Origin of the sequence: Oceanobacillus bengalensis, assembly GCF_003628445.1 — a bacterium.
Lineage (GTDB): Bacteria > Bacillota > Bacilli > Bacillales > Amphibacillaceae > Oceanobacillus > Oceanobacillus bengalensis.
Genome location: NZ_RBZO01000029.1, coordinates 21,967 through 43,768, shown reverse-complemented (window position 1 = coordinate 43,768; position 21,802 = coordinate 21,967). Strand labels below are relative to the sequence as shown.

21 protein-coding genes and 1 riboswitch are annotated in these 21,802 nt (G+C 38.6%); of the genes, 2 read left to right on the top strand and 19 right to left on the bottom strand.

Annotation, left to right across the window (positions count from 1 at the left end):
• Positions 1 to 33 precede the first annotated feature (33 nt).
• The 16 genes from gudD to D8M05_RS15790 form a co-directional block, all read right to left on the bottom strand.
• Entirely contained in the window at positions 34 to 1,398 is a 1,365-nt protein-coding gene (gudD, locus tag D8M05_RS15865; RefSeq protein ID WP_220667594.1) for a glucarate dehydratase, read from the bottom strand.
• 81 nt (positions 1,399 to 1,479) lie between these two features.
• A complete protein-coding gene (locus tag D8M05_RS15860) occupies positions 1,480 to 2,469 on the bottom strand; it encodes a tripartite tricarboxylate transporter substrate binding protein (protein ID WP_121133535.1) in 990 nt (329 codons plus the stop codon).
• Between the two features lie 23 nt (positions 2,470 to 2,492).
• A complete protein-coding gene (locus tag D8M05_RS15855; RefSeq protein ID WP_379542962.1) occupies positions 2,493 to 4,010 on the bottom strand; it encodes a tripartite tricarboxylate transporter permease in 1,518 nt (505 codons plus the stop codon).
• A 12-nt stretch (positions 4,011 to 4,022) separates the two neighbouring features.
• A complete protein-coding gene (locus D8M05_RS15850) occupies positions 4,023 to 4,523 on the bottom strand; it encodes a tripartite tricarboxylate transporter TctB family protein (RefSeq protein WP_121133531.1) in 501 nt (166 codons plus the stop codon).
• A gap of 54 nt (positions 4,524 to 4,577) precedes the next feature.
• Positions 4,578 to 6,011 (bottom strand): alpha-ketoglutaric semialdehyde dehydrogenase GucD, encoded by a 1,434-nt coding sequence (gucD, locus tag D8M05_RS15845; protein ID WP_379542960.1) that lies wholly within the window; start codon positions 6,009 to 6,011, stop codon positions 4,578 to 4,580.
• A 63-nt stretch (positions 6,012 to 6,074) separates the two neighbouring features.
• On the bottom strand, positions 6,075 to 7,001 hold the full coding sequence (gene kdgD / locus D8M05_RS15840) for a 5-dehydro-4-deoxyglucarate dehydratase (RefSeq protein ID WP_121133528.1): 927 nt from the start codon (positions 6,999 to 7,001) through the stop codon (positions 6,075 to 6,077).
• Entirely contained in the window at positions 6,994 to 7,725 is a 732-nt protein-coding gene (locus D8M05_RS15835; protein WP_121133526.1) for a FadR/GntR family transcriptional regulator, read from the bottom strand. Before D8M05_RS15835 ends, kdgD begins: the two co-directional genes overlap by 8 nt.
• A gap of 103 nt (positions 7,726 to 7,828) precedes the next feature.
• Entirely contained in the window at positions 7,829 to 9,181 is a 1,353-nt protein-coding gene (locus D8M05_RS15830; protein WP_121133524.1) for a hypothetical protein, read from the bottom strand.
• A 33-nt stretch (positions 9,182 to 9,214) separates the two neighbouring features.
• Positions 9,215 to 10,390, bottom strand: a complete 1,176-nt coding sequence (locus D8M05_RS15825; RefSeq protein ID WP_121133522.1) for a mandelate racemase/muconate lactonizing enzyme family protein — start codon at positions 10,388 to 10,390, stop codon at positions 9,215 to 9,217.
• A gap of 16 nt (positions 10,391 to 10,406) precedes the next feature.
• The gene (locus D8M05_RS15820; protein ID WP_121133520.1) at positions 10,407 to 11,369 is read right to left on the bottom strand and encodes a hydroxyacid dehydrogenase; all 963 of its coding nucleotides are present in this window, start codon (positions 11,367 to 11,369) and stop codon (positions 10,407 to 10,409) included.
• Positions 11,370 to 11,382: 13 nt separating this feature from the next.
• Complete coding sequence (locus tag D8M05_RS15815; RefSeq protein ID WP_121133518.1) at positions 11,383 to 12,291, bottom strand: dihydrodipicolinate synthase family protein; 909 nt, start codon at positions 12,289 to 12,291, stop codon at positions 11,383 to 11,385.
• A gap of 25 nt (positions 12,292 to 12,316) precedes the next feature.
• The gene (locus D8M05_RS15810; protein ID WP_245985440.1) at positions 12,317 to 13,090 is read right to left on the bottom strand and encodes an HpcH/HpaI aldolase family protein; all 774 of its coding nucleotides are present in this window, start codon (positions 13,088 to 13,090) and stop codon (positions 12,317 to 12,319) included.
• Positions 13,091 to 13,099: 9 nt separating this feature from the next.
• On the bottom strand, positions 13,100 to 14,170 hold the full coding sequence (locus tag D8M05_RS15805) for an Ldh family oxidoreductase (RefSeq protein ID WP_183072829.1): 1,071 nt from the start codon (positions 14,168 to 14,170) through the stop codon (positions 13,100 to 13,102).
• A 46-nt stretch (positions 14,171 to 14,216) separates the two neighbouring features.
• The gene (locus D8M05_RS15800) at positions 14,217 to 15,284 is read right to left on the bottom strand and encodes an Ldh family oxidoreductase (protein ID WP_121133516.1); all 1,068 of its coding nucleotides are present in this window, start codon (positions 15,282 to 15,284) and stop codon (positions 14,217 to 14,219) included.
• 110 nt (positions 15,285 to 15,394) lie between these two features.
• Positions 15,395 to 16,054 carry a GntR family transcriptional regulator gene (locus tag D8M05_RS15795; protein ID WP_121133514.1) on the bottom strand — a complete coding sequence of 220 codons (660 nt, stop codon included), beginning with the start codon at positions 16,052 to 16,054 and terminating at the stop codon, positions 15,395 to 15,397.
• A gap of 15 nt (positions 16,055 to 16,069) precedes the next feature.
• Complete coding sequence (locus tag D8M05_RS15790; protein ID WP_121133513.1) at positions 16,070 to 17,062, bottom strand: 2-hydroxyacid dehydrogenase; 993 nt, start codon at positions 17,060 to 17,062, stop codon at positions 16,070 to 16,072.
• A 214-nt stretch (positions 17,063 to 17,276) separates the two neighbouring features.
• Here D8M05_RS15790 and D8M05_RS15785 point away from each other — a divergent pair, with 214 nt between their 5' ends.
• Entirely contained in the window at positions 17,277 to 17,669 is a 393-nt protein-coding gene (locus tag D8M05_RS15785; RefSeq protein ID WP_121133511.1) for an RNase H family protein, read from the top strand.
• Positions 17,670 to 18,160: 491 nt separating this feature from the next.
• Positions 18,161 to 18,258: riboswitch (TPP riboswitch) on the top strand.
• A gap of 109 nt (positions 18,259 to 18,367) precedes the next feature.
• Positions 18,368 to 18,961, top strand: coding sequence for an energy-coupled thiamine transporter ThiT (gene thiT / locus D8M05_RS15780; RefSeq protein ID WP_121133509.1), 594 nt, complete (start codon positions 18,368 to 18,370; stop codon positions 18,959 to 18,961).
• 114 nt (positions 18,962 to 19,075) lie between these two features.
• On the opposite strand, the gene D8M05_RS15775 is transcribed toward thiT, so the two are convergent.
• The 3 genes from D8M05_RS15775 to D8M05_RS15765 are packed head-to-tail and all read right to left on the bottom strand — an operon-like array spanning position 19,076 to position 21,500.
• Positions 19,076 to 20,107 (bottom strand): Gfo/Idh/MocA family protein, encoded by a 1,032-nt coding sequence (locus tag D8M05_RS15775; protein ID WP_121133507.1) that lies wholly within the window; start codon positions 20,105 to 20,107, stop codon positions 19,076 to 19,078.
• Positions 20,108 to 20,147: 40 nt separating this feature from the next.
• Positions 20,148 to 20,846 carry a ThuA domain-containing protein gene (locus D8M05_RS15770; RefSeq protein WP_121133505.1) on the bottom strand — a complete coding sequence of 233 codons (699 nt, stop codon included), beginning with the start codon at positions 20,844 to 20,846 and terminating at the stop codon, positions 20,148 to 20,150.
• 42 nt (positions 20,847 to 20,888) lie between these two features.
• The gene (locus D8M05_RS15765; protein WP_183072828.1) at positions 20,889 to 21,500 is read right to left on the bottom strand and encodes a YesL family protein; all 612 of its coding nucleotides are present in this window, start codon (positions 21,498 to 21,500) and stop codon (positions 20,889 to 20,891) included.
• Positions 21,501 to 21,802: the final 302 nt, after the last annotated feature.

The following is a 21,802-nucleotide window of genomic DNA, read 5'->3' as shown; positions in this document are numbered from 1 at the left end:
AAGAAGGAATACACACTTCTTGGATTCTCATAGTTACCGAACTAACGCAGGACGCTTATTATCAAATTTCCATCCAGGGATTAAATATTGCATTGCTACCGCATCGTCTCTTCTTCCCAATCCATTTTCTACATATAATTTATGGGCTGCATTTACTTTTTCCATATCCAGTTCAATACCGAGTCCTGGTTTAGTTGGTACCTTCACTTTCCCACCAACGATTCGGAACGGCTCTTTAGTCAAACCTTGACCATCTTGCCAAATCCAATGGGTATCAATAGCTGTAATTTTTCCAGGAGCTGCTGCCGCAACATGTGTAAACATGGAAAGGGAGATGTCAAAGTGATTATTAGAGTGTGATCCCCATGTTAATCCCCATTCATGACACATTTGTGCGACTCGAACAGATCCCTGCATCGTCCAGAAATGTGGGTCTGCTAATGGGATATCTACTGCATGCAATTGAATAGCATGCCCCATTTGGCGCCAATCCGTTGCAATCATATTTGTTGCAGTTGGCAATCCAGTTGCTTTGCGGAATTCTGCCATTACTTCACGCGCGGAGAAACCATCCTCCGCTCCACATGGATCCTCTGCATATGCCAAAATATCATGTTTATCGCGACAAAGTCGAATCGCATCTTTAAGCAACCACCCACCATTAGGATCAAGTGTGATTCGAGCATCTGGAAATCTTTCCTTCAATGCAATGATTGCTTCCATTTCCTCTTCACCACGAAGTACGCCACCTTTAAGTTTAAAATCTTTAAATCCATAGCGTGTATGTGCCGCTTCTGCTAATCGAACAATCGCTTCAGGTGTAAGCGCCTCTTCATGACGTAGTCTGAACCAATCATCATCAGCATCTGGATTGCTTTCATAAGGCAAATCTGTTTTATTACGGTCCCCTACATAAAACAAATACCCTAACATTTCCACTTCATCTCGTTGCCTGCCATCTCCTAGCAGCGAAGCAACTGGGACATCCAAGTGCTTACCAACCAAATCTAGTAATGCACTCTCGATTGCCGTCACCACGTGAATCGTTGTTCGTAAATCAAACGTTTGGTTCCCTCTTCCATTACGATCTTTATCAGAAAATTTACGTCTTACTTCATTTAAAACATCCTTATAGGCACCGATCTTTTGGTTAATGACTAAACTTTTTGCTTCCTCTAGCGTCTGCCGAATTGGTTCTCCACCAGGAACTTCCCCAACCCCAACATTTCCAGAACTATCCTTTAATATCACAATATTTCTTGTGAAAAATGCACTATGTGCACCACTTAAATTTAATAACATACTATCTTTACCAGCCACTGGAATGACTGTCATCTCACTAACGGTTGGGGTATGTACTGCTACGTTGTTCATTTCACTAATTGTTTGTTGTCCCATTCCTAACCCTCCTCAATTATTCTCTATTAATGGGCGACCACCATGTAATGATGGCCGCCCATTAAAATCAAAAGTAGATTATTACTGGCTATTTTCATGTAATGTTTTATATTCCGTTGTAAGTGTTTCAAAATGAGCTTGTAACTCTTCTGGTGACATGTATAAAGGTTCTACAAGAAGTGGTTCAAGTTCTGCTTGGAAATCAGCATTATTTGTCACATTTTCTAAAGCTGCTGTAAACTGATCTACAATTTCTTGTGGTGTATCCTTAGGAAATGCCCAGAAGAAGAATTTATCAAATGTAATATCCACACCTTGTTCTGCAAAAGTAGGAACATCTGGTGCTCCTTCTAGACGTTCATCAGCCATGATCCCTACTGCTCTAAAATCTCCAGACTCAATATACTCCTGCACCAATCCTAATTGGGTTGGAATAATATCAATTTGTCCACCCAATAGTGCTGTATTTTTTTCTGCTGCAGCACCAACGTCGACGAGATTAAATTCTGTTCCAGTCGCTTCTTGAAATGCAAGTAATTGTAAATGCGTAAATGCTCCTGTCTCTGTTGCAATGTTGATCTCACCTGGTCTTTCCTTTGCGGCATCAATCAAAGATTGTAAATCGGTATATTCAGAGTCAGCACTGACAATAAAAGCATTACCTAAGTCTAAAACTGAAGTTCCTGCAAGCTGGTAGTCCTCATAGTTAAAATCAGCAAGCTCTAGTAAATCATTAATAATCATTGAATTATGGAAAGCTAACACCGTATAACCATCCGCTGCTGAATCCAGAACTTGCTTGGCACCAACACTACCACCTGCACCACCAACATTAGAAACGACAACATCTGTATCTAATTCTTCACTTAAGTATTTAGTTGCAATTCTCGTATTTCTATCTGTGTCCCCTCCAGCACCAGCAGGTACTACTACTTGAATTGGTTTATTTGGATAATCAGATGAATCACTTTCATTCCCTCCATCTGAACTAGCACCTGAATCATTACATGCTACCAATAAAACCGCTAAACTTAATAGAAATGCCAAAACTGTAAACTTTCTCAACTTCATAATTAATCCTCCCCTAACTGTTTTTAGCTTGCTATTTTTTTAGACTCTTCCGCCATTTTCTTCTCTTTCTGTGTTTTAAAGATACTGAAAAACACGGATAATGCCGCGATAATCAAGAATGTAGCTGCAATTGGTGATGTCAAGAATGGTAAAAAGTCACCTCCAGTTAATTGTAATCCCCTTCTAAGATTCGTTTCTAAAATTGGACCTAAAATGAATCCAAGAATGAGTGGAGTAAGTGGGAATTTTGTTTTGATCATGATGTAGCCTACTATCCCAAAGAAAAGTAATGCATAAGCATCAAACAATCGATTATTTACACCAAATGCACCAACGACACATAACGCAATAATGGCTGGATACAAATAATGCTTCGGTATACTCAATAATCGTACAAAGCCTCTCATACCCGAATATAGGAAAATTAACATAAAAACATTCGCAATGATTAACGCTGCAAAAATCCCATATACAATCGGTCCGTTTTGTTCCAACAATAATGGACCTGGTTGTAAACCATGAATAACTAAACCACCTAATAACATAGCCGTAACGGTATCTCCCGGAATTCCTAGTGAAATCAAAGGGACTAATGCTCCCCCAACCGCTGCATTATTAGATGATTCCGAAGCAACGACACCATCATCAATACCTGTACCAAATTTCTTCGGATTCTTGGACTGTCTTTTTGCCGTAACATAAGCGATGATATTCGCAGTTCCTCCACCAATTCCTGGTAAAATCCCTACCGCAACACCAATTACTGAAGATCTGAGGAAGTTCCATCCTTGTTTAATAAATGTAATCGGTGAAAATCCTAATCCCTTAATTTTATAGTCATGAATTTTCTTCTGATTAATCGTATTCTTCTTCCGTTCTTCAATAACTTTCAACATCTCTGAAATTGCAAATAGACCAATTAGTACTGGCAGTATATTGAAACCTGCACCAAGCGCATCCATTCCAAATGTATACCTTGGATAGGCATCAATTGGTGCAGATCCAACAAAGGCAAAAACAATCCCTAGTAAAGCACTAATCATTCCTTTTGCTAGGGAACCTTCCGATAAACTTGAAATTAACGTTAATGCAAAGAGTGTGACTGCAAAGTATTCAAAAGGACCAAAGTTTAATGCGAATTTCGCTAAAGGCGGTGATATTAACACAAGTACAATAATACTTAACAACCCACCTAAGAATGATGACATGATTCCAAGGCCAAACGCTCTACCAGCTAGTCCCTTTTTAGCCATTGGATAGCCATCAAATGTCGTTGAAATTGAGGAAGGCGTTCCTGGCAGGTTTAGTAATATAGCTGGAATCATCCCCCCAGATACACCACCAATGTATAATCCCATCAACAATGCCATCCCATCACTAGGACCCATTCCGAAAGATATCGGTAAACAGATTGCGACTGCCATTGTTGCAGTTAAACCAGGAATCGACCCAAATATAAGCCCTAAAATCGTACCAGCTAAAATGATTAGTATCGTATCAAACGAAAACATTAATGAAAAACCTTCTAAAATAAGATCCATCAGTTACACCCCCTAACCTAATATCCCTGCAGGTAACATTAGATAGAATACATTTTTAAATACAAAGTAGACGAATGCGGATATTAAAATCGATACAACGGCAAATTTAATAATGCTTTTCTTATCCTCAGGTGCAATTAGATATATTTGAACGAATAGATAAACTGAGGTAGCAATAAGGAAACCTAGTATTGGAATTAAAACTAAGTAAACCGCCATTAGTCCAAGTGAAATAAATACTAGTGTATAGCTTATCTTCTCTTTCTTTTCTTTTGTTTCCGTAGCTACGGTTTCTTCAGCTAATTTCTTCTCTTTTCTCCATCCAACAAAAGCATTGATAAATAAAATGATACTGAGGATAAATAAACCGATAGCTACTACCTGTGGCAAAAAATCGGATCCAATCTTAGATGCTGACATTTGTCTAAAGGAGAAGGTGGATACATACAGCACAATAGAAAGCGCTATCAAAAATAACGACGAAAAAATATCGACTAGCTTATTTTCATGCAATTTACCTGACACCTCCAATTATAGATTGGTAAGGGGGATGTTCTCCCCCCTAAATTATTTAATAAACACTGTTTTAATCGAAGTGAAAAATTCAATTGCCGCTCTACCTTGCTCTCTTGAATGTGAACTAGAATTCTTCATACCGCCGAATGGTGCTTGAAGCTCCACCCCTGCCGTTTCGTAGTTTACTCTTACTAGTCCTGCTTCAATATCATCGATAAATGCAAGCATTTTACGAATATTTTCTGTAAATACAGCTGCACTTAGGCCAAACTCTGTATCATTAGCAAGTTTCATCGCTTCTTCAAATGTATCCACTTTAATTAGTCCAAGCACTGGTCCGAATATTTCTTCTTGTGAAATTGCCATATCATTTGTAACGTTTTCGAAAACAGTTGGTTCAACGAAATAACCATCTTTATGTTCATCATCTGTCAAGCGATTCCCACCGGTAAGTAGTGTCGCTCCCTCTTCTTTACCTTTTTCAATATAGTAAAGAACTTTCTCTAATTGCGATTCATTAGCACATGGTCCCATCCAATTTTCACTGGAAAGCCCATTTCCAACATTAAGTTCTTCTATTTTATTTATTAGTTTCGCTTTAAAAGCATCATATACTGCGCTTTGAACGATAACGCGGCTGGTTGCTGTACATTTCTGTCCTGTTGAACTTAACCCACCACTAATTGTTGCTTGAACAGCTAGGTCAAGATCAGCATCATCTGCAACAATTACAGGGTTCTTACCACCCATTTCTAGTTGATACTTCGCACCTCTTGCTAAAGCAATTTGTCCAAGATGTCTACCCGTTTGATTGGAACCGGTAAAAGTAATACCATTTACGTCTGGATGTTCGGCAATACGTTGACCGATGACTGAACCTTTACCAGATACCATATTGACAACACCCTCAGGAAGTCCTGCTTCTGCAAAGCAATCGATTACTTTTGCACAAGTTACCGATGCTTCCGTTGCTGGTTTAATAACAACCGTATTGCCATAAATTAACGCAGGAGCCATTTTCCAAATTGGAATTGCAACTGGGAAATTCCAAGGTGTAATGACACCGACAACACCTAAAGGAGTGCGATTCGTATACTGTAATGCTTGATTATCTGTGGACGGAATGACATTCCCTACTTCTCTTAATCCCTCTCCAGCATAGTACCTTAGAATTGCCACGCCTCGAGCGGTTTCTCCTTTTGCTTCTGGTAATGTTTTTCCCATTTCCCTTGTTAAGGTCTCAGCAACTTCATCTAACCGACTTTCTAAGATATTAGCAACCTTGTATAAGTATTTCCCTCTAGCATCTCCAGATAATTTCCTCCAAGCTGTTTTCGCCTCTTTAGCTGCTGCTACCGCTTCATCTACATCTTCTAATGTAGACTTTTGCACTACTCCAACTACATCGTTTGTATCTGCTGGATTAAGGTTAGTCTTTGTTTCTCCATTACTAGACGATTTCCACCTGCCATTAACATAATTCAAACACGTTTTTTCCTCCGTCTTTATCACCTGAATCTTCCTTTCTATATGAATAGTATTTTTACGTTATAGGCTTTTGGTTAAGTTACTTGGGTATTTTTCAGCTACTTTTTGCAAGATGGCCTCTAATTCTTCATAATGTTCCTGTTTTATTGGTGTTATTGGCGCTCGAACATTACGACTGTTCACTGGTAAACCAACTATCTCCATACCTGCTTTGATCAAAGAAATCGCATAACCCTTTCCTTGACGACGAATCCGATTGATTGGTAGAATAACCTCTTCCAAAAGTTCATGCACTGTCTCTTTGTCACCAGCAAGTAACGCATCATAGAAATTTCTAGAAACATGTGGAATATAGTTCGATATTGCTGATGAGTAGGAGTTAAATCCTAGTGGCACATAAGCCTGCATCGTAACTTCTGCCATTGGCATCCCATTTAGCCAGCTAATTTTATTACCAATTCTTTGCGTAAATTCAATATTTTGTTCCATACTTCCGTGTCCATCTTTAAATCCAACAACTTGTGGTGTCTCTGCCAATTTTTCTATCGTTTCAAGCGACATAACCGCATTGTCTCTATGATATACAATTGCATTTAAATCGGTTGAAGTAGCAATCGTATTAAAATATTGATAGATTCCTTCTTGCTCTCCTTGAACCAGGTATGGTGGCATAATCAAGTAGCCATCTACTTCATACTTCTCGGAAATCTTCGCTCTTGATAATGCTTCTGTAAGATTTCCTCCTACCCCGGTATAAAGCGGAACACTTCCCTTTACAACTGCTTTTGCAATCTCAATAACTGTTTCGTATTCACTATCATCTATCGCGTGGTATTCCCCAGCTCCACACGCAACAAAAATTGCTTCTAATCCTGAATCTAATTGGAATTGGATATTTTGGGAAAGTGCCAATTCATCAATATTTCCTTTGTTATCAAATGGGGTTACAGGAAATCCTAAAATCCCAGTAGGTGCTACTCTATTCATTTAAATCCTCCTTATTATTCGCGGAATTTTCTGTTTTTTCTTTCACTAATAAAATCCGTTTCCTTACATGGTCCAAGTGGATATACATTGCCTTATGCGCCTCAAATGGATCCCTATTCTTTAATGCTTCATAAATTGCAATATGTTGTTGGATTGTAATATCAATATTCCGATTTTCATTGGAAATGGTGTAATAAACTTTGTAGAAGAAATCCATTAATGGTTCGATAATGCCTGAAGTTACGTTGTTCATGACAGAAGAGGTAATAATATTATGAAATTCTTTATCCATCTCATCATAGTTTCCGATTCTATTACGCATATTGTTTATTGTGGTCTTAAGTTGTTGTATTTCTTCATCCGTTATTTTTTCTGCAGCAAGGGTTACAAAACCAAGTTCCTGGGTCATTCTCGTTTCAATAATTGTTTCAATATCATCTGCTGATAACGCTAACATTAAACGGAAAGGCCTACTTCCAATTTCCCTCGAAACGTATGTACCTTCTCTTGATTTCCTTTTAAGAATGCCAAGCGTTTCAAGTGCACTCAATGCCTCTCTCAAAACAGCCCTACTAACAAATAACATTTCCATTAGCTCATGCTCAGAAGGGAGTTTATCACCTGGCTTAATATCTCCATTAATTAATAGGTTAATAATTTCATCCATCACTAAATTTGAAAGCGTATTCTTTTTTATCGACTTTAATTTTATATCACTACTCACCTGCCCCCCCACCTCCTTATGATGCTTTCTTGATTAGATTGTATAATATTAACTATTTTCTGTCAAATAATATTTTCATTTGTCCGACAAATAACAATTTAAACTAAATTGTTAATAATTGAATAACAATAAAAATAGTCAATCCAACAAAGGTTGAGGTCAAAACATAGGCTCCATTCCATTTAAATCCTACCTGCCACCACTTGGCTTTAAGCATATTACTCACCAATAAATTGGTTGCACTTATTGGGGATAAAGCCACAGATACCCCCCAGGCTAGAATAAATACAAACGCTAATGCTAATGGACTAATGCCAATTATTTCTGGATTAACCTGTGTGATTAAGAGCGGAACAATAATAATTTGATGAACCCCTATTACTGTAAAAAAAATGACAATCAATATTACCGTTATTCCAAATAATAACGTTGATATTTGTGCAATTGCTAAGAAAAGTGTGTCTAGTGCTTCGGAAAAGACTGTGTTTTCCAGAGCACTACCTAATATTCCGGCACTTAAGAAAAGAACAATTTCATTACAGGAGCGATTTAGATTTGAGATATGATGCTTCATTTCAGATAGTGTCTGTTTCATTTGACCAGTCAAGACTCCAAAAGACAATGGAATAACAACCGCTGAAATAGAAACTAATAATAGCATGGAAAGAGGTGTAATATATTCTAAAAAAATAAGTAATCCTATCCCCACGAGTATAATTAAAAATAACTTCCCGGTCACCCAATACAAATTTCTTATGTCTTCAGAAGGCTCCACTGTAACGGCAACTTCGTCTACTGACACTTCACCCCTATGAAAATGGAATAATAAATATCCAATTATTATCTGTATAATTCCGAATGTTAATCCAATAAGGATATAGCTATTAAGATTAACCTCAAATAAATATAGAACAATTGCTACCGTTGCAAAATATGGAGACCAAACGATTGCAGACAAATAGCCATTTACATACGCTTTTGTAAGAAACTTTGGTTTAAAATCGATGTCTTTTACAAGATCTTGCGTAACACGAATGGCACCAACATTTAAAATCGGGGCCAAAACAAATAAGATTGAGAGCAAGCAAAAGAACGCTCGGTCCAAATTACTTCTTAGCATGGTCATGAGTGAAACGATTTTTTCTAAATAGCCACTTAATCGGAGTGGAATTGTAATAAACGAAGCTAACAGAATTAATACGAGTATCGCTATATTTCTCCTAATTCCCTCAACTATTGTTAATAGACCCATCTCACTTCCTAAGCTAATGACAAAAGAAATCCCTAGAATAGTAAGACCTACTATTCTAGGTAACTTGTTTGCATACACGATTGCCACCAATAAAGTTATGATGGCAATGAAAGATAAAATGAATTGTAATACTTCAGTCGTAATGAATGATTGAATGAAATATACGATACATAGTGTAAAAATTAGTAGACTACTTTTCTTCAAGTAAAAGCACTTCTTTCTTTTCGTAGAATCCTATCACCCTTTTGTAGTCGCTGTGCGATCTTGAAGTTGATGAACCGTAACATTACTCCAGCTCAAATCAGGAACACGATATTTCTCTAACAATGCTTCATCAATCTCTACACCTAGTCCCTTCACATTGCGGTCCGGTGCATGTAAATAGCCATCCTTATAAGTAATTTTATTTTTCACCACATCTCCAACATAAAGCTCTGGACCTGTTGGATCGGACGTATGATTTATATTCGTTAATGAGCACCCTAAATGAGCCATTGCTGCAGTGCCAATGGATAACTCTTGCGTTGTCCCTAGTACAATCCCCTTATTTGCTACCTCTGCTGCATATGCAGCCTTCCTAGCAGAAGTAAGTCCGCCAATAAAGATTGGTGAAATGTTAAAAATATCAATGGCATCTTTTTTTATCATTTCCTCTTGTTGTTTAAAACTCCACACATGCTCACTAATTGGATAATCTGTCTTTAAACGTAATTGATATAGTCCTTCAAAGTCGTTGCGTGGTGCTGGGCTCTCTATCATCTCTAAACCTAGGTCATACTTTGTTAGCCGCTTAATTGCCCTTGATGCATCTTTCCAGTTTAAGAGATGGCTAAAATCATAGGATTTGATTTTTACTTTAGATTTAAATTCTTCTTTTACTCTAGCTAAGAAGGCCTCGTCTGCATCTAAGTTCTTTCCGACATATAATCGGAAAACATCAAAACCTTGCTCATACCTTTTTCTTACAACTTCAATATTTTCCTCCACTTCATCCATAAATCGATGGCGGAAAATAGGATAACAAACCTTGATTTTTTCCTTTACTCTCCCTCCTAATAGGTCAGAAACGGAGATATCTAAGTATTTCGCACATAAGTCGTGCAAGGCATTGTCGATTCCATTACGAATAAAGCTACCTTTTTCGTAGTAATACATTGCCTCTGGGAAACTATCAATAAGTTCCTGATTAATCTTCATTAAATCAAATGGATTTTTACCAATGAGAATGGAAATCAAAGTCCGTTTTAAATCATTTAAGTCAACTGCGTACATAGGCAAATGTGAAAAGTCAGACATCTCACCAATCCCAGTTAATCCTTCATCTGTGTGTATTTTTACAATGACATGCTTGTTAACAAATCCAGTATGACGAGGAACACCAACGGCATGTAACTCAATATCTGTTATTTTCATATCTATCTTCCTTTCATTATGATTTCACTGCATGAAGTACAGGATGCTTTGGAGATACCCCATTTTTTACTGCAATAATATCTTCTGCTGCATTTAACGCCATCGCTTGAAATGCTTCATGTGTCTGTGCACCAAGATGTGGGGTTACAATCACATTATCTAATCGGAATAATGGGTGATCTTTGCTCGGTGGCTCTACTTGAAATACGTCAAGGCAAGCTCCCCTAATCTCTCTGTTTCTCAAAATCTCCTCAAGTGCCTGTTCATCGACCACTCCACCTCGAGCTGCATTAATTAACATGGCATCGCTCTTCATTAATTTCAATGCATCCCGATCAATAAGATGATGGGTTGATTTGGTATAGGGCACATGCAATGTAATAACATCAGCAGTGGATAACAAGTCTTCTAATGATTCAGTTACTTTAATATACGATGCAACATCTGCTCCCGTAACATACGGGTCATATACGACGATATCCATCCCTAATCCTAGATGACTTTTCTCTGCAATTAATCGCCCGATATTTCCAAATCCAATAATCCCTAGTGTCTTTCCTTTTAATTCGTATCCAAATAAACGGTTTCGTATTTCAAAATCACCACTGCGTACACCCCGGTCTACCTGCAATAGATTACGTGTTCCAGATAGCATTAACGTTAATACTAATTCTGCAACTGCATTAATATTTGCACTCGGTGTATTTGTAACGATAACACCATGATCGGATGCAGCTTGTAAGTCAATATTATCTACGCCAATACCATGTCTTGCAATGACCTTCAATCGATTCGCCTGTTCAATCAGCTTTCTACTGTATGTTTCCGTTCGAGCTAAAATTGCATCTACATCCTGAATATAGTGAATAAGTGTCTCTTCGTCATGACTTGGAGGCACAACGATAGTCGCTCCATTACGTTCCAAATATTTAATTCCTTCTTTTGCAATTTTTTGTGGAATTAACACGTTAAATGACATTGGTAACCCCTCCTTATCGGACTACTTTCCATCGATTTAATAATTCGCTAAGCAATGCTTTATCATGCTCTGTTAACGGCTCTACTGGTTCTCTCGTAACACCTGCAGTCAATCCTAATTGCTCCATCGCTTCTTTAATAACAACAACATTATTGCCGTTATGATGCATTGCTCGAAGGTCTTCAAAGGCTTCAACTTCTTCCCAAATGTCCCAAACCGCCTCTTGATTTCCTTGTTGTAAGGCCTCTAGTAGTGCAAAAGATTTTTCTGGAAAAACATTCACGAGCCCTGAGGTAAAACCGACAGCACCTGAATGGTAGAAAAACGGGGCCCATTTTTCTGCTGTTCCACAAATCCATGCAATATGATATTCTTCTGGAACATCACGAATAAGTTTTGTAACACGTTGAACATCATTGATTGCATATTTCACTCCGATTAGCTTTTCTAATGGTGCAAGTCGTTTAATGACATTGTCACTTAGATTCGAATCTTTAAAATAAATAATGGAGGGAATATCCAGTGCATCGATTATTTTTTGAAAATATGCTACCGCACCATCTTCTGTAATGTACGGATGGATAGGCTGATGAATCATGACACAATCCGCTCCTGCATCTTGTGCAGCTACTCCCAATTCTATCGCTGTATCAACCGAATAACCCACGCCTGCAACAACCGTTGCCCTTCCACCTACAACCTCCGTCACACGCTTCGTTACCTGCTTTGCTTCCTCTAGATTTAACGCATAAAACTCCCCTGTGTTACCATTTGGTACAACAACCTCTACGCCATGTCGAATTAAAAATTCTACGTTTTCATCGAGCCCTTCCCAGTTAATCGCTTTTGATTCTGGATAAAATGGTACAATGTTAATTGCAGAAATCGTAGAAAATCGCTTACTAAATTGTGCATAATCCATGTACTTCCCACTCTCCTCATTTTATTTATTTAACAGCTTCTATATACGTACGGAAGCCTTTATTAATAAGTGATGTAACAGTCAGGCCGATATATTCTACTCCCGATTCCTTTAATTGTAATGCTCCCTGCTTATTCTTCGTATGCATCCCAACGCGTACACCGTATTTTTTAGCAGATTGATAGATACGTTTCACCTGTTTTTGAACTTCCGGATGCTCCGTATCTCCATTAAATCCTAGGGAAACAGACAAATCCGTTGGGCCAATATACACCATATCAATGCCAGGAACTTGTAAGATTTCATCCAAGTTATCAACCGCTTCTTTCGATTCAATGTGTATACATACGAGGCTTTCGTTATTAGCATGTGCTAAGTATTCTGGAACCGGCACCGTTCCGTACTTCGCTGCTCGCATCGAAAAAGCTGCTCCCCTATTTCCCATAGGGGGATATTTTACCGCTGCCACAACCTGTTCTGCTTCTTCCCTACTATCTACTTGTGGCACATGGACTCCATGCGCCACTCGGTCCATCGCCTTTAAAATAGCTGTCGGATTACTTGATGTAACACGAACAAGTGGGGTAATCCCAGCATTTTCTGAAGCAATCACCATATGTTCCATGTTTTCTGGCGAAAGCAGACCATGTTCATTATCAAGTACCACAACATCAAACCCGTTATATGCAGCCATTTCAATCAATTGTGTACTTGGAAAACCGATAAATATTCCATAAGCTGGCTCCTCAATGTTTTTTGTCAATTTTTCTTTTAATTTATTCTGGAACAAGATTTTCATCACCCACTCTTAATCTGCCAATTTAGCTGACAGATACTGATTTATATCAACATCGTATTTCACACCAGTTTCTATGAGTTCATTGAAGATTTCCTTACTAATTGGAATTCCATTTTCTTCTCTTTCTTTCTTTTTTAATGATTTTATTTCTCCAGGCATTAAAACACGCTCAAATCCTTCGCTAGGCTCACTCGTTACTGTTTCTTCTACTTTTTCTTTAATATTTTGATAGAAAACATCTGGATCTCCGAAATTTGCTATATTAATCGCACCAAACAGATGGCCCAAACGTTGTGGATATGGATCATCGTATTGTCTAGGCATACTTTTGCCAAATAAGGAGCCAGTTAACACGCCACTCAATATATCAATAATAATTGCTAAACCAGAACCCTTTGGCCCCATTGGAAGAAGATATCCTTCCCACGCCTCATCAGGATTCGTTGTCTGTTTCCCATCCTTCGTAATAGCCCAATTTCGAGGAATGGATTCCCCATTCTTCTTTGCAACCATTATCTTGCCGCGAGCCACGTTACTTGTAGACATATCCAATACAATCGCATCTTCCCCTTCTCCTGCTGGAATGGAGATAGAAATTGGGTTTGCCCCTAAAGAAGGTTTCTTACCTCCAAAAGGAACCATCATTGGAGAAGCATTTGTCATAGAAATACCAATATAGCCTTTTTCTGCAGCCATCCTTGTATAGAAGGATGCGGTTCCAAAGTGATTTGAATTTCGTACTCCGACAAAAGCTGTACCAAACTCATCTGCTTTTTCAATTGCAAGTTCCATTGCTTTTGTTGCAGCTACTTGTCCCCAGCCATTGTGGCCATCAAGTAGCGCAGTCGCATTCATATCACTAACTACTTGCACAAGCGTCCTTCGTTCAATAAGCCCCTCTTCCATTCTTTTTAAATATCCAGCTAATCGTTGCACTCCATGCGAAGTTACTCCTCGTAAATCTGCATCTACCAATGATTCAGCAATAATCTTTGCCTCCATTGCTGGCAAACTTTTTTTTAAAATAGCTTCACAAAATTGTTGCAAATCTGTTGCAAGAATTCTAACCTCTCCCGTCACTACTCACCTCTCCCATCCTAGATTTTAGTGGTATAGATATCCGTCCTTATTCTGCTAATTTAGCTGACAGATACTGATTTATATCAACATCGTATTTCAGGCCAGTTTCTATGAGTTCATTGAAGATTTCCTTACTAATTGGAATTCCATTCTCTTCTCGACTTTTCGTTTTCATTAATTCCAATTCCCCAGGCATTAGAACACGTTCAAACCCTTCGCTTGGTTCACTCGATACCGTTTCTTCTATTTTTTCTTTTATACTTTGATAGAAAACGTCTGGGTCCCCGAAGCTTGCTATATTAATCGCACCAAAAAAATGGCCCAAACGTTGTGGGTATGGATCGTCATACTGTCTAGGAATCCTTTTTCCAAATAAGGATCCAGTTAGCACACCGCTTAATATGTCAATAATAATTGCTAAACCAGAACCTTTTGGTCCCATAGGAAGAACATATCCTTCCCACGCCTCATCAGGATTGGTTGTCTGTTTCCCATCCTTCGTAATAGCCCAATTTCGAGGAATGGATTCCCCATTCTTTTTTGCAACCATTATTTTACCGCGGGCTACGTTACTTGTAGACATATCTAATACAATCGTATCTACCCCTTCACCTGCTGGAATCGAGATGGAAATTGGGTTTGTTCCTAAAGAAGGCTCCTTAGCCCCAAAAGGAACCATCATTGGAGAAGCATTTGTCATAGAAATTCCTATATAGCCTTTTTCTGCCGCCATCCTCGTATAGTAGGAAGCGGTTCCAAAATGATTTGAATTTCGTACTCCGACAAAAGCTGTACCAAACGCCTCTGCTTTTTCAATTGCAAGTTCCATTGCTTTCTTCGCAGCTACTTGCCCCCAGCCATTGTTTGCATCAAGTAGGGCAGTAGCATATGTGTCATTAACCACTTGCACATTCGTACTTCGTTCAATAAGTTCCTCTTCCAATCGTTTTAAATATCCAGCCACTCGTTGCACTCCATGTGAAGTTACACCTCGTAAATCCGCGTCTACCAAAGTTTCAGCAACAATTTTTGCTTCATCCTCTGGTAAACTTTTTCCTAAAATAGCTTCACAATACTGTTGTAAATCATCTTTAGGAATTTTCACTTCACTCACTACTCATCAACCTCTCGAATAATTCTAATTAAATCATGATATCTGATATATCAAATATTAAATAAAAAAATTCTGATTGTCAACATAATTCTGAACATTCTTCTTAACTTTTAATGAAGTGCAAAATCTGCAGACCGAATGATATGATTTCGCATTAGATCCTCGGCTCTATTAATGTCTTGTGCTTCAATCATTTTAAAGATTTCATAATGTTCTTCATATGCCCGTTCATGTTCTACTATATCTGATAATGCTTTATTACGAATAAATTGATCATAAGAATGGACGGCTTCCACTTGCTTATATATAAATCCATTACGTGCAAACTGACGTATTAATTGATGGAACAGACGATTACTTTCACTTAATTGTTGTGTGTTTTTTTCTTTTGTAAATTTACTCATTTGTACGATAATCGCTTCCAGCTGTTTTAATTCCTCTTCTGTCCGTTTTAAAGCCGCAAAGCGTGCAGCCACTCCTTCTAATGCGGCTCTTACACGAGATATTTCCTGAACGGAACGCATCACACTATCAGAGACAAATGTACCTTTTCTAGCTTGGGTAACTACCAATCCCTCATTCTCAAGCAAGCGAAAAGCCTCTTTAATTGGTGTTGTACTTACATTGAATTCGTTCGCTAACTTCCTCTCCCTTAAATGATATCCAGCTTCATATTCACCATTGATAATAGCCTCTTTTAATCCTTCGTAAATCAAATCACGTACAGAGCGTGACTGTAAACTTATTTTTCTGTGTATTTCTTTCTCCATCGTGCTGACCTCCCTTTAGTTGCTCTCTTCCCTTTTTTTCGTAAGTACTTCAGGATTGATTAGTGTAGGAGGAATTTCTCCATTTAATCCTTTGATTAAATTATCTACACCAAGCCTAAACATTTGGTACCTTGTCTCAGAAGTTGCCGAGCCGATATGAGGAAGGGTAACGACATTTTTCACTTTTAATAATGGGCTTTCTTTTGGAATAGGCTCTTTCTCATAAACATCCAAACCTGCAGCTAAAATTTCATTACTTTTTAATGCGTAAATTAACGCCTTTTCGTCTACTACCTCACCACGAGAGCCATTGATAAAGATTGCGGATTTTTTCATTAACTGAAATTCCTTCTCTCCAATAAGCTTGTAGGTTTCATCAGACAGCGGAGCCATTACTAAGACAAAGTCAGATTCTTGAAGTAACTTTTCAAGAGATACATTTTGTGCTTGAAGACTTTCCTCAGCATAGGGGCTGTTTGAACGATTATGATATAGTATTTCCATTTTAAATCCATGATGCGCTCTTTCAGCTACTGCCGTCCCAATCCTCCCCATCCCAATAATTCCCAATACTTTATGGTGAACATCTACGCCATACAATTCTTCGCCAATGTTTTCATTCCATTGCCCTGAACGAACATAATGATGCATCTCAGGTATTCTTCTTGCAGTTGCTAATAATAATCCAAAAATAGTGTCCGCAACCGTATCAGTAAGGACATCTGGGGTATTTGTGGCCATGATTCCTCTTTTTGTTAGTTCTTCTACATCAAAATTATCATAACCAACGGATGTATTTACAACTATTTTTAAATTAGGGGCTTGATCTAATAAGTGCGAATCTACCTTTAATTTAGACCCAATAATCCCTTCCGACCTACTCAAGTCTTTATAAAATTCAGGTGGCATCTCTCGTGCAAGCAAATGATGTCTAATTTCAAAATGTGTTTCCAAACGTTGTACCAGATCACCTGGAATAGGTTTATATAAAATAACTTCTGGTTTCATAGCTACCTCCTAATATTTTTAATATGCTTTTTGGTATATGATATATCAGAATTAAATTAATTGTCAATTAAATCGGAAGTATAATGGAGTAGATTGATACAAGCATCCGCTTTTGTAGGACTTTTTTACAGGAAAGAAAACTTAACAGGGTTTAGCTAATAATGATAAGATAATAAAAAGAAACAGATTATAATGAAGTGGGGTGCAACTAACATTGATCGAAGTATACACAGATGGTGCAGCAAGTGGAAATCCTGGACCTAGTGGGGCGGGTATTTATATTAAAGCTGGGAAAAAGACGTATGAATATAGATTTCCGCTTGGCGAGTTATCCAATCATGAAGCAGAGTTCTATGCGGTTATTAAGGCATTAGAAATATGTAAGGAGGAGTTTCCAGGAGAAATCCTCTCCTTTAGGTCCGATTCGCAACTTGTCGTAGACGTAATTGACAATGACCATACAAAAAACAAAACCTTTCTAGCCCTGTTGGAAAAAATACGAGAAGAGTCCCGTAACTTTCCATACTTCTTTATAAAATGGATTCCCGAAAAACAAAACAAACACGCAGACCGCCTATCAAGAGAAGCGATAAGAATGGAAGCATAGGGACGGTTCTCCTGCTTCCTGATGTTGAGCCGAGATGTGTTTGTGGGGGAAAGCGAATTCGCAGCATCCTCGCGCGACTTTCTTGTGCTCTCGCTCGAATTCTGCGTGACCTCGCGCGAATTCCATGTGGACTCGCTCGAATTCTGCGTGGCCTCGCTCGATTTCACTGTGCTCTCGCTCGAATTACGTGTGACCTCGCGCGATTTCACTGTGCTCTCGCTCGATTTCCACGCGGCCTCGCTCCGATTTCCACGCGGCCTCGCTCCGATTTCCACGCGGCCTCGCTCGATTTCACTGTGCTCTCGCTCGAATTCCACACGGCCTCGCGCGATTTCACTGCGGCCTCGCGCGATTTCCACACGACCTCGCTCGAATTCCACGTGGCCTCGCGCGAATTCCACGTGGCCTCGCTCGAATTCCACGCGGCCTCGCTCGATTTCCAGATGACAGGCACCAACAAGTATGATATGATAATTATGAAAATTGAATAACGTGACCACAAGGGGAGCGAAAGCTGAGAGAGAACTTTGGTTCTGACCCTTTGAACCTGTTAGTTAGTACTAGCGTAGGGATGTGGCGAGTAGTTTACATATTTATGATATAGGCTTATCTATTTCTATAGCCTAAAACGTAATTTGTAAACTATGAAACTATGTCTTCCTAATGGTGCGTTAAAAACATTATAGGAGGCTTTTTTTATGAAGAAATTACGTTTACAAACCATGATTGAGGTGGCAATCTTCGCATCCCTTGCGTTGCTATTAGATTTATTGCCATCCCTCCAGTTTGGTCCATCCATTTCCATTTCCTTTGCGATGGTGCCAATCTTGCTCATCGCTTTCCGCTGGGGATTCCTTGCAGCTGCAACAAGCGGATTTCTCTGGGGAGTCCTACAGGTCACCATTGGAGAAGCATGGATTCTAACACCATTACAAGCATTCATTGAATATTTTGTAGCATTTGCATGTGTTGGATTTGCTGGTCTATTCATGAGACCAATTAAGCAGAGCCTAAAAAATAATAAAACCACAACAGCAATGTCTTGGATTGTGCTTGCAGTGTATGTTGGTGCATTTGCCCGTTACTTCTGGCATTTCCTTGCAGGTATTATTTTCTTTGCAAGTTATGCAGAAGAAGCTGGCCAGGCTCCATTCATCTACTCTTTCACCATGAATGGAATCGCCTATTTCTTCACTGCACTCGCATGTTCAATTGTACTTGTATTGATTCTTTCAAAAAGCGCACGACTAATAACATCAGCCAAACAGACAGAAAACAAAAAAATAGCATAAATGAAACCCGAGCAGTGCCAAGCACCGTTCGGGTTTTAGTATTTCCGAGAGAGATGCTGTCACCTATTTGTCTTTCCTTATTCGGAAGGACGCATTTTTTTATGTCTGATAATCTTATAGTGTAACAATACTCCCGCACTGATTACTTTGATATATACTATCTATTATTCTAGTAACCTTCATTGCATGCGCGGCTTTACTAATTAATGCTGCTTCTCCAAGGCAACTTTCAACGAAGTTTTTAGCTTGCAAATATCCAGCGGTTTTCTGATTGTCTTTAACACTTGCTTCCGTAGTCATAAATGCACCGTGCTTTGGTTGATAGAACTCATACGGAAATACATTCATTCCGCCATTTGTGCCAGAAATACTTAAATGCACTTGATCCTCTTTAATATTTGCTGCCCAAGTGCATTCAAATAACATAGAAATATCGTTTTCAAATGTTATATAAGCAGAAACATGATCGTCAACATCAAAGGTTTGATGGTCAAATGTTCCCCAATCATTTAATTGATTAGGCATTTTACTTAGTCGGTTATATGTCTTCCCCATTACTGCTACAGGCTCTGGATCATTTAAAAGCCATAGTGCTAGATCTAAGTAATGACATCCATAATCAATTAAACTTCCTCCACCTTGTAATTCTTTATTCGTAAAAACACCCCAACCAGGAACTTTCCTTCTTCTTAATGCTTGAACGCGTGTTACTAGAGGGTCGCCAATTTCAGGTGATGATTTTTTTGCAAGCATCGCTGATTCGAGCCACCGATAATGATAGGCAATGGACAACAGTTTATTCGACTTCTCCGCTGCCTCAATCATTAATTCACACTCTCTTGCATTCATCGCCATTGGCTTTTCACACAGCACATGTACACCTGCATCTAATGCAGCAATTGAAATCTCTGCATGAAACTTATTCGGCGTGCAAATGGTTACTGCATCTACCTCTTCAAAGAGATCATTGTAGTTACTAAACACGAATGGTATATGATTTTTTTCTGCTACTTCTTGTGCACGGGTTTGGTTCGTATCATACACAGCAACAAGCTCTACTTTTTCCTTTAATTGTTGGTAAGAAGGAATATGCCTACTTTGCGCTATCCCACCTACACCGATAATTCCCATTTTTAATTTCGTCATCTATTCTTAGCTCCTTCACATTAGTCCGTCACCTATCATATTATCTATAATAATTTCCATAAGTAATTTCAGGTGTATTATCAGCTTTTGCCCATTTAACCCCATTTCGAATGACTTTTTGAATGTCTTTATGATAATAAGTTGGGTATGTTTCATGACCAGGGCGAAAATAAAATATTTTCCCTTTCCCCCGCTTAAAGGTCACACCACTGCGAAAAACCTCGCCCCCAGCAAAGGAGCTAATAAAAATGATTTCATCTGGTGTTGGAATATCAAAATGTTCACCATACATCTCTTCTTGTTCTAATTCAATGTATTCAGGGATCCCCTCTGTTATTGGATGGGATGGATCGACTACCCATAAGAGTTCTCTTTCACCATTTTCTCGCCACTTCAGGTCACAACTTGTCCCCATTAATTGTTTAAACAGTTTCGAAAAGTGGGCAGAATGTAAGAGAAGTAGTCCCATTCCATCCAAGACGCGTTGCTTTACTTTTTCTACAATGCTATCCTCTACTTCACAATGTGCCCTGTGCCCCCACCAAATGAGAACATCCGTATTGGCTAACACTTCATCAGTTAAGCCATGTTCGGCTTCATCAAGGGTCGCTGTTTGTATATTAAACCCCTCTTCCTCAAGAAATGTTGCAATTGTTTCATGAATTCCGTTGGGATAAATTTTTGCAACAATTTCACTTTCCTTTTCATGACGATATTCATTCCATATAGTTACATTCATCGAAAATGCTCCTTTTCTTCAATATATGAATAATGACCGAATTTAGTTATGCAAACGAACTTTCTGAAAGGAAATAGACGATAGCCACATTAAAGCCAAACTTAAAAGACTACCACCAAAAAATGGGATAAAAGCAGGAATGTAACTGAAAAACAAATAAGTAATAATAACGCCCAAGAGCATTGCTAGCGTCTGCATGGGCCGTCCTATTGCAATAATAAGTGCGTATTTTATGTATTGAAAAACTCTAAGTTCATAGTGAACATAGATTGGAAAAATATAGAGTAAAATAACGAAATATAGAAAAAGTAAAACAAGAAAAATGATACTAATTAAGCTATATATTGGATGAATGATTGCCTGAAAGAACTTCAGATCGATGTACAAAAAGATTCCTAATCCAGCTAGAGTAAATCCAAGAATATTCGTTTTCACAAAGTCTGCCTTGAAATAATGCCAGAACGTTTTAAATACTGGAATATCCCTTTCACCAATAACCCATCTTCTGGTAACAGCAAACATTGCTCCAGTTGCAGGAAAAATCCCCAAAATACCTAATCCAATGATTGTGCAAAATATCCACAACATATTGACATAAAGGAGTTTCGCTACCCATTCACTAATTCGATACACACCAACAAACAATCCATCCATTTCCAACATACCTCACTTTTCATATTTAAGCTCTTTTCTCAGGATATCGCTGTTCTCAGGATATCTGCTCTGTTCTCAGGATTTCTGCTCTGTTCTCGGGATATCTGCTCTGTTCTCGGGATATCTGCTCTGTTCTCTGGATATCTGCTCTGTTCTCTGGATATCTGCTCTGTTCTCTGGATATCTGCTCTGTTCTCTGGATATCTGCTCTGTTCTCTGGATTTCTGCTCTGTTCTCGGGATTTCTGCTCTGTTCTCGGGATATCTGCTCTTTTCTCAGGATATCGCTGTTCTCTGGATATC